General features: G+C 61.7%; 14 protein-coding genes. 8 read left to right on the forward strand and 6 right to left on the reverse strand.

Annotated elements, in window-relative coordinates:
• Positions 1-9: 9 nt before the first annotated feature.
• The 3 genes from cpaB to JQ624_RS13660 all read right to left on the reverse strand — a co-directional run bounded on the left by cpaB (position 10) and on the right by JQ624_RS13660 (position 1806).
• Positions 10-801: a Flp pilus assembly protein CpaB gene (cpaB, locus tag JQ624_RS13650; RefSeq protein WP_212419406.1), complete on the reverse strand. Its 792-nt coding sequence runs from the start codon at positions 799-801 to the stop codon at positions 10-12.
• Positions 802-928: 127 nt separating this feature from the next.
• A complete protein-coding gene (locus JQ624_RS13655) occupies positions 929-1453 on the reverse strand; it encodes a prepilin peptidase (RefSeq protein WP_212419407.1) in 525 nt (174 codons plus the stop codon).
• Positions 1454-1641: 188 nt separating this feature from the next.
• Positions 1642-1806 carry a Flp family type IVb pilin gene (locus JQ624_RS13660; RefSeq protein WP_212419408.1) on the reverse strand — a complete coding sequence of 55 codons (165 nt, stop codon included), beginning with the start codon at positions 1804-1806 and terminating at the stop codon, positions 1642-1644.
• Positions 1807-2116: 310 nt separating this feature from the next.
• Between JQ624_RS13660 and JQ624_RS13665 the strand changes: the two genes are divergently transcribed.
• From JQ624_RS13665 to JQ624_RS13695, 7 genes are all read left to right on the forward strand, one after another.
• Complete coding sequence (locus JQ624_RS13665; protein WP_212419409.1) at positions 2117-2944, forward strand: sterol desaturase family protein; 828 nt, start codon at positions 2117-2119, stop codon at positions 2942-2944.
• A gap of 18 nt (positions 2945-2962) precedes the next feature.
• Positions 2963-4420, forward strand: coding sequence for a hypothetical protein (locus tag JQ624_RS13670; protein WP_212419410.1), 1458 nt, complete (start codon positions 2963-2965; stop codon positions 4418-4420).
• Complete coding sequence (locus JQ624_RS13675; protein WP_212419411.1) at positions 4417-5469, forward strand: acyltransferase; 1053 nt, start codon at positions 4417-4419, stop codon at positions 5467-5469. Before JQ624_RS13670 ends, JQ624_RS13675 begins: the two co-directional genes overlap by 4 nt.
• Before the next feature lie 58 nt (positions 5470-5527).
• Complete coding sequence (locus JQ624_RS13680; RefSeq protein WP_212419412.1) at positions 5528-6355, forward strand: sterol desaturase family protein; 828 nt, start codon at positions 5528-5530, stop codon at positions 6353-6355.
• Positions 6356-6495: 140 nt separating this feature from the next.
• On the forward strand, positions 6496-7002 hold the full coding sequence (locus tag JQ624_RS13685; protein WP_212419413.1) for a pilus assembly protein N-terminal domain-containing protein: 507 nt from the start codon (positions 6496-6498) through the stop codon (positions 7000-7002).
• Positions 7003-7180: 178 nt separating this feature from the next.
• Positions 7181-7717, forward strand: coding sequence for a TadE/TadG family type IV pilus assembly protein (locus JQ624_RS13690; protein ID WP_212419414.1), 537 nt, complete (start codon positions 7181-7183; stop codon positions 7715-7717).
• Positions 7718-7738: 21 nt separating this feature from the next.
• Positions 7739-8311 carry a TadE/TadG family type IV pilus assembly protein gene (locus tag JQ624_RS13695; RefSeq protein ID WP_212419415.1) on the forward strand — a complete coding sequence of 191 codons (573 nt, stop codon included), beginning with the start codon at positions 7739-7741 and terminating at the stop codon, positions 8309-8311.
• A gap of 128 nt (positions 8312-8439) precedes the next feature.
• Here the strand turns inward: JQ624_RS13695 and JQ624_RS13700 are convergent, their stop codons facing one another.
• The 3 genes from JQ624_RS13700 to JQ624_RS13710 form a co-directional block, all read right to left on the reverse strand.
• The gene (locus JQ624_RS13700; RefSeq protein ID WP_002714433.1) at positions 8440-8652 is read right to left on the reverse strand and encodes a cold-shock protein; all 213 of its coding nucleotides are present in this window, start codon (positions 8650-8652) and stop codon (positions 8440-8442) included.
• A gap of 269 nt (positions 8653-8921) precedes the next feature.
• Entirely contained in the window at positions 8922-9206 is a 285-nt protein-coding gene (gene infA / locus JQ624_RS13705) for a translation initiation factor IF-1 (RefSeq protein WP_212419416.1), read from the reverse strand.
• A gap of 24 nt (positions 9207-9230) precedes the next feature.
• A complete protein-coding gene (locus tag JQ624_RS13710) occupies positions 9231-10751 on the reverse strand; it encodes a DEAD/DEAH box helicase (RefSeq protein ID WP_212419417.1) in 1521 nt (506 codons plus the stop codon).
• Positions 10752-11298: 547 nt separating this feature from the next.
• Here JQ624_RS13710 and urtA point away from each other — a divergent pair.
• Positions 11299-12618: an urea ABC transporter substrate-binding protein gene (urtA, locus tag JQ624_RS13715; protein ID WP_212419418.1), complete on the forward strand. Its 1320-nt coding sequence runs from the start codon at positions 11299-11301 to the stop codon at positions 12616-12618.
• The last annotated feature ends 37 nt before the right edge of the window (positions 12619-12655 follow it).

Genomic DNA, 12655 nt, shown 5'->3' on the forward strand with positions numbered 1-12655 from the left:
TCCTTTCGGTCACTTCTGCATCGTCTGCTGGCTGGCAACGCCGTAACGAATGACGTTGAGGTTTTCGCCGCGCTTGTTGAGTTGTTCGTCCGGCTTCTCGACCGCGTTGACGTCGGCAATGCTGCGTAGCGCCAGCGTCAGCGAGCCGCTCTGGCGCGATCGCGCCAGCGTCTCGGCCTGTTCAGGCTTCAGTTCGAGGGTGACCGTCTTGCCGACCAGCGAGTTGGCGCCTTCCTTTTCCTTCGGCGCCTGGTCGATCGCGAGAACACGGACATTGGTGAGGATGACCTCCGCACTGGAGATGTCCGGGCCTTTGCTGTCCGGATTCTTCTCGCGCTTGGTAAGAAGCACGTCGACGCGGTCATTCGGCAGGATGAAGCCGCCGGCGCCGGTTTCCGGTGAAATTTCGGTGGAGATGGCCCGGTAGCCGGCGGGCAGGATCGCCGCCATGAAGCCGGAGCCGTCGGCCTTCACCAGCTTCTGTTCGCGAATCGGTTCGCCCGCGATGAACGGCGCGCGCGCGATGGAGCCCGTGATCTCCTTGATGGCGTCGGCCTTGCTGGCGCGGCTGATGAAGTTGCTGCTGGCGGTCGCGGCCGGCCAGGTCTGCCACTGCAGATCGTCCGGCTTGACCGAGTGGCCAAGGCCGATATCCGATTTGGCGACGAGAATATCGACGGTCTGAAGCTGCGCGACCGGCTGGGCCGGCGCCGGCTTGTCGCTGGACCCGCTGGCGAGATATGCGGCAATGCCGCCGGCGCCGATGGCGATGGCCAGAACCACAATGCGTGCGGTATTCATTACGCTTCACTTTCCACATTACGCTGCGACGCTTCCGCCGCCGTGATGGGAGTTGACCAGCTATTCGTCAAAGCATGGTTAATGAGGCGTGTGTAAATTGCCTTAACGGAAAGTTAGCGACGCCGGATCAGCGCATGGCGAGATGAGCGAGGTCGATCGCCTTGATCCATTCGGTCTGCGGATAGACGATCAGCGCACCGAGGGCGAGCGCGATGCCGTAGGGAATCCCGCTCTGTTTGTCGTGCAGCCGGTTCAGCCAGGCTTGTCCCGTGAGCAGGGAAGGCAGCGGCCACTGCCGGAACTGAATCAGCAGGACCGTCAACGCCCCGCCGAGCAGCGAGACACAGAGCAGATAATCGAGGAGATGGTCGAAACCGAACCAGAGCGCCGCGCTGGCTGCGACCTTGGCGTCGCCGCCGCCGACCCATCCCATCGCGAAGCAGGCAAAGGCCACCACCAGAACGGCCGCGCCGGCGCCGAAATGCAGGAGGATGTCGTGCAGGCCCATGCCGCCCAGCACCGCGAGCGCCACAAAGCCGGCGATCAGCGCCAGCGACACCCGGTTCGAAATCGTCATCGTGAACAGGTCGCTCGCGGCTGCGAACGCCATCAGGGCCGGAAACAGCAGGAGGCGGGCGGTATCGAGGATCATGAGTTCACGCGAGGCTGCGGTTGACCCGGGGTCCAGGCCTTGGCCGAGCCTAGCCGCGAGAAGTGAACAATCGGGAAACGCCGCAAGTCGCACGTTCGAACCACATCCGATGGCGGCTTGCTGGTTCCGGCTAAAACGATAAAGGCCCCGGCAAGCCGGGGCCTTTGACGCTTGCGCGCAACCGTCGCTTACTTGAGCGAGTTCGAGATCGTATTGAAGTTCGTCGACAGCTTGGTGCCAAGACCGTTGACGGCGGAGATGATCGCGATCGCGATGCCGGCGGCAATCAGGCCGTATTCGATGGCGGTGGCGCCGGACTCATCCTTCACGAAACGCGAAACGAGATTCTTCATAGATGATAACTCCTGTGTGTACACGTGGCTGGTCGAACTTAAGTTTGGTCCTGCCGGCGTTCTCAGCACCGTGACCATGTCGTCACCCTAGGGTGCGACAATTTCGACGCAGTTAATTCGACCGCACAAAGAAGCCTGGAACTTGCTGTTATTGAGCACAGTAAACACCGCTTTAAGGCATCCGATTAAATGCAAGCGGATCGCGGAGGCCGTTCGTCGTGCTCACGCGCTGTGTCCGCCGACTCCGTTGATTCACGGCTCCTTAAGCGCGAGCAGATACCCCTGAAGTCTCCGATTGAACGAGGCCGCCATGTCCAGTTTGCCAATGCAAGTCATCGAGGTAGTAGGCCAGACGATGGCGAAGGTCGTACCGGTCACGATAGCGCTCGCACTTGTGTTCACGGTGCTCTCGCATTTCTGGGCCTGCAATCCGGGCAAACCCTGGTGGCGCAAGCGCGAACTCATCACCGACATCTGCTACTGGTTCTTCGTGCCGGTGTTCGCGCGCATCTTCCGCATCGGGCTGCTGGTGCTCGGCGCCGCCGTCCTCTTCAACATTCATGAGCCGGACGAACTGATCGCATTCTACGACAATGGCCATGGGCCGCTGTCGGAGCTTCCGCTCTGGGTGCAGGCGATATTGTTCCTCGTCGCGTCCGATTTCATGCTGTACTGGCTGCACCGCATGTTTCACGGCGGCGGATTCTGGAAATACCACGCCATCCATCATTCCTCGGAGGATCTCGAGTGGATCTCGGCGGCGCGGTTTCACCCCGTCAACCTGTTTCTCGGAACGATCCTGGTCGACGTCATTCTGCTGATCGCAGGCATCTCTCCCAACATCATGCTGTGGGTCGGGCCGTTCACGACCTTCCATTCCGCCTTCGTTCACGCCAACCTGAGCTGGACGTTCGGGCCGTTCAAATACCTGCTTGCCACGCCGGTCTTCCATCGCTGGCATCACACCTCGCTCGACGAGGGCGGCAATACTAATTTCGCGGGGACCTTCCCGCTCTGGGACGTCCTGTTCGGAACGTTCCGCATGCCGGAGAGCCGGCTGCCTGACGATTACGGTGTGGACGATCAGGAGATCCCCACCGAGATCGGTGGGCAATTGGCCTATCCATTCCGTCAATAGCCAGGCCGGCAGTTTCGCATGAGCACTGAAGCCGGATCGATCCAGCGCGAGAAAGCCTTCAGCCTTGCCGACGTCCCGGCATGGCTCTGGCTCGGAATCGGCGTCTACGCGCTGGTGCTGATCGGCGGACGGTCGCTTCTGAACGATTCAGATACCTACTGGCAGATCGCCGTGGGCCAGTGGATCCTCGATCACCACGCATTGCCGCGCGTCGACATCTATTCCTTCACCAAGGCGGGAGAGCCTTGGACGTCGTCGTCCTGGCTGGCGCAGGTGCTGTATGCGACGGGCTACCAACTGGCGGGCTGGACCGGGCCGGTGGTTCTCGCCGCGACCTGCATCGCCGTAACCTTCGCCTTGTTCGCTCATATTCTCAGCCGCCGTATTCCCGCGGCCTATGCGGTCGCCGTCGCGATGGTGGTGCTGGCGCTTTCGATGGGGCATTTTCTGGCCCGCCCGCATGTGCTGGTGCTGCCGACCATGCTGGCGTGGGCGAACGGGCTGATGTTGGCGAGCGAGCGCGGCCAGGCGCCGTCGCCATGGCTGCTGCCGTTGATCGCGTTGTGGGCGAACCTCCACGGCGGGTTCGTGTTCGGCCTCGTGCTGGTCGGCGCGTTCGCGCTCGATGCGCTGTGGAATGCCGATCGCGCGCAGCGAAAGTCGGTGGTGCTGCGCTGGGCGGCGTTCGGCATCGGTGCGCTGGTAGCCTGCTGCGCCACGCCTTACGGGTGGGGATCGATCCTCGCCGCACGCAAGATCCTCGATCTCGGCGAACTCCTACATCTGATCTATGAATGGATGCCAGCGGATTTCAGCAAATTCAGCGTGTTCGAGCTGGCGATCCTCATGCTGATCGGCGGCGCGCTCTATGGCGGCGTCAAGCTCACGCCGCCGCGGATCGCGCTGGTGCTGGGCCTGTTGCACATGGCGCTGTCGCATGTCAGGAATGTCGAGATCTTCGCCCTGCTGCTGCCGATCGTGGTGCTCGCGCCGGTGGCATCACAGTTCGCGCTGCGGCCGGCCTGGCTCGCCCGTACCGGCGCCCCGATGCCCGTGATGGCGGCGGTCTTGGTCCTGCTCGGCGGCTGGACATGGCTGCTGGCGGCCAACACTACTTTTGCACCGCCCGAAAACCAGTCGCCGTCTGCGGCCGTCGATGCGCTGAAGGCGCACAATCCCAGGCGAGTCCTCAACGATCTCCCGTTCGGCGGCTATCTGATCTGGCGCCAGATGCCCGTGTTCATCGACGGGCGCGCCGAGCTTTACGGCGAAGCGTTCGACGTGGCCTATTACCGCGCGCTGCAGCTCAAGGACGTCAACCAGTTTCTCGACATTCTCAAGACCTGGGACATCGACGCCGTGCTGTTGACGCCGCACACCCCGGCGGTCGGCCTGCTCGATCATATCGGCGGCTGGCGGCGCGCCTACGCCGATGAGAACGCCGTGCTGCACGTCCGCACCGCCGGCAGGCCATGACGCGGCGCAACCAATCGCTGGATCTTTTGCGCGGCGTGGCCATCCTGATGGTCGTCCTGGTGCACTGCCAGGAAGAGTCCACAGGCATCGTTCCCGGCCTGACCTGGTCCGCCAAAGAGTATGGCGGGCTCGGCGTCCAGCTCTTTTTCATCGTCAGCGGCTATACGATGATGCTGACGTTCGGTGACAGGCTCGATCTCGCCGCCGCCCGCTCGTTTTATATCCGGCGTGTCTTCAGGATCGCGCCGCTGTTCTGGATCGCGATTGTTTTTTATCTGCTGGTGACGCGAGGCCGCGGCATCACAAACTTCGCGCCTGACGGCGTCGGCGTAAGCGACGTGCTGCTGACGTTCTTCTTCCTGCATTGGAGCAGCGTCACCGCCTGCAATTCGGTCGTTCCGGGCGGCTGGAGCATTGCGGTGGAAATGCAGTTCTATCTGCTGTTTCCGCTTCTGATCTATCTGTTCCGCCGGCATAACGGCGCCATGCTGTGCTACGCGTTGATCGCGCTTGTGAGCGTCATCGGGAAATTTGTCGTCGAGCCCAACCTGATTCCGCGGCTGGCGGCGTCGCTGCCGGCCAGCCAGGCATATCTGGCTGAAGGCGTTTTCACGAGCTGGCTGCCGCACCAGGTGATCTGTTTCGGCTTCGGCATCCTGCTGTATGACTATATCGAGTTGAAGAACAGGCCGGCATTCGGTGCGCTGTTTCTGCTCGGCGCGGCGCTAATGTCCCCGCCGCTGGGCGCCAAAGTCGCGCTGCTGGCTGCATTCGCCTTCGGTGTCCTGATCTCGAACGTCTCGCTGTCGTGGATGACGGTGTTGGGACGTCACTCCTACGCCATCTATCTCGTTCATTTCGCCGTGGTGTCGTTCATGGTCGCGCTCTCGCCGATGGGTCTGCTGCCGCTGTTCGTGCTGGTCACCGCCGTGTCGCTGGCGTTCAGCTATTATCTGATCGAGCCCCGGATCGAGCGTCCCTTCAACCGGCTGGGCCACGCGCTGGCGTCGGCCGGTAGTGCCCCGAAAGCCGTCGTGACGGCCTCCTGAAGGCTTTGAGGGACGTGCGAACTGGCGGCGAGGCGGGGCTTCTGGTACGCCGGTCGAAATGAACCTGCCGACCGAAATCGTCGAAATGCTCGGCCAGACCTTGGCCAAGGTGGTGCCGGTCACGATCGCACTGGCGCTCGTGTTCTCGGTGCTGGCGCATTTCTGGGCCTGCAACCCCGGCAGGCCCTGGTGGCGCAAGCGCGAGCTCGTCACCGACGTCTGCTACTGGTTCCTGGTACCCTTGTTCGCGCGCGTGTTCCGCATCGGGCTATTGGTGCTGGGTGCCGCCCTGGTGTTTGGCATTCGCGACGCCGACGAACTGATCGCCTTCTACGACAACGGCCACGGCCCGCTGTCGAGGCTGCCATTGTGGCTGCAGGCGATCCTGTTCCTGGTCGCCGCCGATTTCATGATGTACTGGCTGCACCGCATGTTCCATGGTGGCGGGTTCTGGAAATACCACGCCATCCACCATTCGTCGGAAGATGTGGACTGGATCTCGGCGGCGCGCTTTCATCCCGTCAACCTGCTGTTAGGCACCATCGGGGTCGATGTCGTGCTGCTAATGGCCGGTATTTCGCCGGGCGTGATGCTCTGGCTCGGGCCGTTCAACATCTTCCATTCGGCGTTCGTCCACGCCAACCTCAACTGGACGCTCGGCCCGTTCAAATACGTCGTGGCAACGCCGGTGTTTCACCGCTGGCACCACACCTCCCGCGCGGAGGGCGGCGACACCAATTTCGCGGGCACCTTTCCGCTCTGGGACATCCTGTTCGGGACCTTCCGGATGCCGAACGGCACGCTGCCGGACCAGTATGGCGTCGACGATCAGTCCTCGTTTCCCCGCGAAATCATCGGACAACTGGCCTATCCGTTCCGCAAATAGTGTATGTCCGCGGCGGATTTCTTGCCGCATTTCGGAGCCTATTTGCCCTTTGTTCATGAATTGTCGTCAGATTCACCGTGTCGGGCGCCGGTTCCGCTGCGTATCGCCATTGCCGGCTTGTTGATGCCCCGGGGTAAAGTATGTCGTTCAAGTCCCAGCGTATTCGCGCGCGTGCGCGTTTTGGATTGCGTTCCCTCGTTGCAGGAATCCTGCTCTGGCCGGCCGTCTGCCTGGCCGCGCCCGATCCCGACCGTATCGCCGTCTATGTCGATCAGGCAAAGCTCGTGAAGCTTCCTGCCAAGGTCTCCACCATCGTGGTCGGAAACCCGCTGATTGCGGATGTTACCCTGCAGAGCGGGGGCATCGTCGTCGTCACCGGCAAGGGCTACGGCGCGACCAATTTCATCGCCATGGACCGCAACGGCGAAGTCCTGGTGGACCGCCAGATCCAGGTCGAAGGCCCGAGCGATCAACTCGTCACCGTCTACCGCGGCGTCGAACGGGAATCCTATAGCTGCATGCCGATCTGCCAGCGCAGGGTCACCCTTGGCGACGGCGACGGCTACTTCAAGGCCGCAATCGATCAGGCCGGCTCGCTCTCCAGCCAGGCTGCCGGCTCGGCGGCGGGCGGCGGCGCCAAGAACTGACCCGTTTACACGGGGCCCGCCGGCTGCATCTGGCTGATGGCATGGGCGCCGGTCTCGCGGCATGGTTAAGATCCGGTTAACGGCGCGGGTCGTTCTGTCTGGAACGGCCGAAACACTTCAACAATCAGTTTCGGATAGGTTTTTGCGGCAATTCCCCTCGCGCTCTGAGGTTTCTTCGATGCCGCCTTCCACCGCTCCCAAAACCAACATCCTGCGCCGGTTTCGTCGCAATCGAAGGGGCTCGGCCGCCGTCGAGTTTGCGCTGGTTGCGCCGATGTTCTTCGCCGTTTTGTTTGCGATCATCGAACTGGCGTTGGTGTTTTTTGCCAGCCAGATCCTCGAGACCGTGACGCAGGATACGGCACGCCTGATCATGACCGGCCAGGCGCAGAACGCCTCCTACACCCAGGCGCAGTTCAAGAACGCCGTTTGTGCCAAGCTCACCGTGATGTTCGATTGCGTGAACGGCGTCTCGATCGATGTGAAGAACTACCCGACGTTCTCCACCGTGGACGTCTCCGACCCGATCGACGCGGGAAAAAATTTCGTTCCTCCGAACAATTATCTCCCCGGCGGTCCCGGTGACATCGTCGTCGTGCGGCTTTTCTACAAATGGCCGCTGTTCGTCACCGGCCTCGGCTTCAATGTCGCGAATATCGGCAGTAACCAGCGGCTGTTGACTGCGACCGCCGCGTTCCAGAACGAACCTTACTAGGGGGCAACGGCAATGAAACCGATGAGGACAATCTGGCTTCGTGTGCGCCGCCGGGCATTCGAATTGCGCCGCAACAACAGCGGTGTCGCCGCCGTCGAATTCGCCATGATTATCCCGATCATGGCGGCGCTGCTCATTGGAACCAACGAGTTCTCGGCCGGGGTCGCCGTCGACCGCAAGGTGACGATAATGGCGCGCACGCTGTCCGACCTGACGTCGCAGAACACCTCTGTGACCGACACGCAATTGACCAACTTCTTCAATGCCAGCAAGGCGATCATGACGCCTTACGCGTCGGCGCCGGTGCAGGGCACGATCACGGAACTCTATATCAATCCCGACACGCTGAAGGCGCGGGTGCAGTGGAGCAAGGGTGTCGCAGCGCATTCGCCGGGCGACATCATCGACATCCCGGAAGCATTAAAGATCGGCGACACCTACCTGATCTACAGCGAGGTCAAGTACAAATACGTGCCCAGCGTCGCCTGGTTCATCAACAAGGTGGACGGCATCACACTGAGTGACATCTCCTACACCCGTCCGCGCCAGGGGCTTTGCGTGATGTACACTACGTCGGTCTGCACCAAGACGTGAGACGGTCGGTCTGATCGACTGAATGCAAGGAAAATGAAGGCTAAGAAAAAGGCCGCGCCATGGGCGCGGCCTTTTGGTTTACTCAGTGGCGATTCCCCGGGACGCGGTCGCGCGTCCCGAAAAATCGCTTATCCGGCGGCGCGCAGATTGTCGGCCGAAGATTTGCCAGAGCGGCGATCTGCCACGATTTCGTAGGAGATCTTCTGGCCTTCACGCAAAGTTCCGAGGCCGGCACGCTCGACAGCGCTGATGTGCACGAACACGTCATTGCCGCCGTCATCCGGCTGGATGAAGCCATAGCCCTTGGTTGCGTTAAACCACTTCACGGTTCCCATGCTCACGGGGGTAGTCCCTTCTCAGATATACAGTCGTAGCCCACCCTTCGATGGGCTGGTGAGATCGAATTTTTGGAAGGGTCGTCAGCGTCTAAACCGGCTGTACCGGTGGATAGCTAATGTCGTCCGGCCGAAAATCGATGAACAATATTATTCGATAGTAGTGTTCAAAACAATCCTGACGTGCACGATTTTTTGATTCGGCCGGCCAGCCGGCCGCGACCGCGCACGATATGGGCGTATCGGGCGCGTTTTCGCTGATGTTCCGGGTACGCTTACCGGCGGCGGAACTGACCGCTGCGCGGCGGTCCACCCCGCGGGGCGCCGGTACTGGGACGCTCGTCCTTGTGACGGAAGATCAGGCGGCCCTTCTCCAGATCGTAGGGCGACATTTCGATCGTGACCCGATCGCCTGCCAGCGTCTTGATCCGGTTCTTCTTCATCTTGCCGGCGGTGTAGGCAACAATCTCGTGTCCGGCGTCGAGCTGCACGCGGTAGCGTGCATCGGGGAGGATTTCGGTCACCAGTCCTTCGAACTGGATCAGCTCTTCTTTAGCCATGGTGGTCTCCAGGTCGATCGAGGCTTAGCGCTGCGGTCGGTGGGTACGGTTGGGTTGAGTATTCGGACGGCTCTCGCGATGCAAGAAGGCGACGCCCTGAATACCCTCACTTTTCCCGCCTTGGCTCTTGCCGGCCTGCTGCGCCGGACGCGGCTGTTCGTGCCGGTTCGGCTGCGACGCGGCATTATTACCACCACCGCGGCGGGGACGGCGAGGGCCTTTTGATCCCGGTGCCGATTCATGTCCCCGGGATTCGTGACCCCTGGATTCATGTCCCCGGGAGTCATGTCCTCTGGAATCCTGGGACCTGGCAGTGTGGGCGCGCGGTGCGGACCGTCCGCCCCGGTGCTGCGCAGGGCGCTGCGAGGGGGCCGGCGCGGCGTCGCGGCTGCCGGGCGTCCGCTGGTCTTCCCGCGGCAGCGTGATACGGATCAGCCGCTCGATGTCGCGCAGATACCCCATCTCCTCGGCGCCCGCGATCAGCGAGATCGCAACGCCTTCGGCGCCGGCGCGCGCGGTGCGGCCGATGCGGTGGACATAGGTTTCCGGGATGTTGGGCAGATCGAAATTCACCACATGGCTGATGCCGTCGACGTCGATGCCGCGGGCGGCAATGTCGGTGGCGACCAGGGTGCGGATCTCGCCGGTGCGGAACGCCGCCAGCACGCGTTCCCGGTGGTTCTGCGACTTGTTGCCGTGAATGGCATTGGCGTCGATGCCCGCCCTGGCCAGCGTCTTCACGACCTTGTCGGCGCCGTGCTTGGTGCGGGTAAACACCAGAGCGCGGTCAACCGTTTCCTGCTTGAGGATCTGCGCCAGCACGCCCGATTTGGCGGCGAAATCGACCTGGATGATGCGCTGAGTAATGCGCTCGACGGTCGAGGCCACCGGCGTCACCGCCACGCGGGCGGGGTCGCGCAGCATGGCTTCCGCGAGTTCGGCGATGTCCTTCGGCATGGTGGCCGAGAAGAACAGCGTCTGGCGCTTGATCGGCAGCTTGCCGACGATTTTGCGGATGTCGTTGATGAAGCCCATGTCGAGCATGCGGTCGGCTTCGTCGAGCACCAGGAACTCGACCTGGCCGAGCTTCAGCCCGTTGCTCTGCACGAGGTCGAGCAGGCGGCCGGGCGTCGCCACCAGGACTTCGATGCCCGGCATGACCGAGCGGACCTGACGGCCCATCGGCACGCCGCCGATCGCCAGCGCCGAGGTCAGACGGATGTGGCGGCCATAGGCGTTGAAACTGTCGAGGATCTGGCCCGACAATTCGCGCGTGGGCGAGAGCACCAGCACGCGGCAGGTCTTGGGCTGCGGCCGGATGCGGTTTTCCAGAATGCGGTGCAGGATCGGAAGCGCAAAGGCCGCCGTCTTGCCGGTGCCGGTCTGGGCGATGCCGACGACGTCGCGGCCGGTCATTGCAAGAGGGATGGTCTGGGCCTGGATGGGCGTGGGCGTGTGGTAATTTTCTTCCTTGAGTGCACGCGAAATGGGTTCGGCAAGGCCGAAATCCTGAAAGGAGGAGGTCAAAAGATGGGTTCTTTCCATTAACAAAGGCAGGCGCCCAGCCGTATCGGCCGGGGGCGCGCGAGGGGGTGTCAGAGACACCCGCGTGTTTGGGGCGTCGGTGTTGCTAGCTGAAGGGGCAAGCCAGAAACCGCAAAACGGGATCAGAACACGCGGCTCGCAAGGACCTGATGATTCTCTAGGTCACGCAGTTCATATGGAGCACAAGCGCGGCGCTTTCAAGGTGAATTCCGCGCGTGTCGTCCGCGCGGTTAAGGAAACCGCTCTGCTAGGCCACGCTTGCCGCGCCTGTCAGAAACCCAAACGACCAAAATTCGTGCAAGAAATTTAGCCAAATTGCGACGCTTGCACAAAAAATAGATAGTTTGCCGCCAAAGCATACATTTTTGCAGTCTAAAAAATAAGCAGATTTGCCCTCGTTGGTTTCCGCAGAATCCGAATTCCAAAGCGATTATATGGGCTTATCCCGTTTTCAGCCGATGGCATGGTTCTTGCGATTCCGTTAACGCAGGCGGCCGTGGGGCCGTTCGCAGCGTTTAACGCGTCTGCGTCAGGGAGATGACACCTCATGCTTACTCAATTGACTCACGATATAACGACGATGAGCCGCCGTCGCTGGCTGGCGGCGACCGCCGGCCTGGTTTTGGGCCTGGCTACATTTTCAAACGCCAAGGCGGCGGACGACACCATCAAGGTCGGCGTCCTGCACTCGCTTTCCGGCACCATGGCCATCAGCGAAACCACGCTGAAGGACACCGTGCTCTTCCTGATCGACGAGCAGAACAAGAAGGGCGGCGTGCTCGGCAAGAAGCTCGAGGCTGTCGTGGTCGACCCCGCCTCGAACTGGCCGCTGTTTGCGGAAAAGGCCCGCGAGCTGATCACCAAGGACAAGGTCTCGGTCGTATTCGGCTGCTGGACCTCGGTGTCGCGCAAGTCCGTGCTCCCGGTGTTCAAGGAGCTGAACTCGATCCTGTTCTACCCCGTGCAGTACGAGGGTGAGGAGAGCGAGCGCAACGTGTTCTACACCGGTGCGGCGCCGAACCAGCAGGCGATCCCCGCGGTCGACTACCTGATGAAGGACGAGAAAGTGAAGCGCTGGGTGCTGGCCGGCACCGACTACGTCTATCCGCGCACCACCAACAAGATCCTCGAAGCCTACTTGAAGTCGAAGGGCGTCAAGCAGGAAGACATCATGATCAACTACACGCCGTTTGGTCATAGTGACTGGCAGACCATCGTGGCCGACATCAAGAAGTTCGGCTCGGCCGGCAAGAAGACCGCCGTGGTCTCCACCATCAACGGCGACGCCAACGTTCCCTTCTACAAGGAGCTCGGCAACCAGGGCATCAAGGCGACCGACATTCCGGTTGTCGCGTTCTCGGTCGGTGAAGAAGAACTCGCCGGCATCGACACCAAGCCGCTGCTCGGCCATCTCGCCGCCTGGAACTACTTCCAGTCGATCAAGGACCCGGGCAACGAGAAGTTCATCAAGGCCTGGCAGGCCTACACCAAGAATCCGAAGCGCGTGACCAACGATCCGATGGAGGCGCACGTCATCGGCTTCGAAATGTGGGTCAAGGCGGTCGAGAAGGTGAAGTCGACCGACGCCGACAAGGTGATCGACGCGCTGCCCGGCATCGAAGCCAAGAACCTGACCGGCGGCACCTCCAAGATGCTGCCGAACCACCACATCACCAAGCCGGTGTTCATTGGCGAAATCAAAGCCAACGGCCAGTTCGACGTGGTGTGGAAGACCCCGGGCCTGGTGGCCGGCGACGCATGGTCGAAGGAGCTCGAAGGCTCCAAGGACCTGATCGGCGACTGGGTCGGCAAGAAGTGCGGCAACTACAACACCAAGACCAACAAGTGCGGCGGTCAGGGCTCCTGACTTCTGTCTGAGTTGCAATAAAAACTTCCAAGAGAAC

This window comes from Bradyrhizobium sp. AUGA SZCCT0283 (assembly GCF_018130385.1).
Taxonomy (GTDB): domain Bacteria; phylum Pseudomonadota; class Alphaproteobacteria; order Rhizobiales; family Xanthobacteraceae; genus Bradyrhizobium.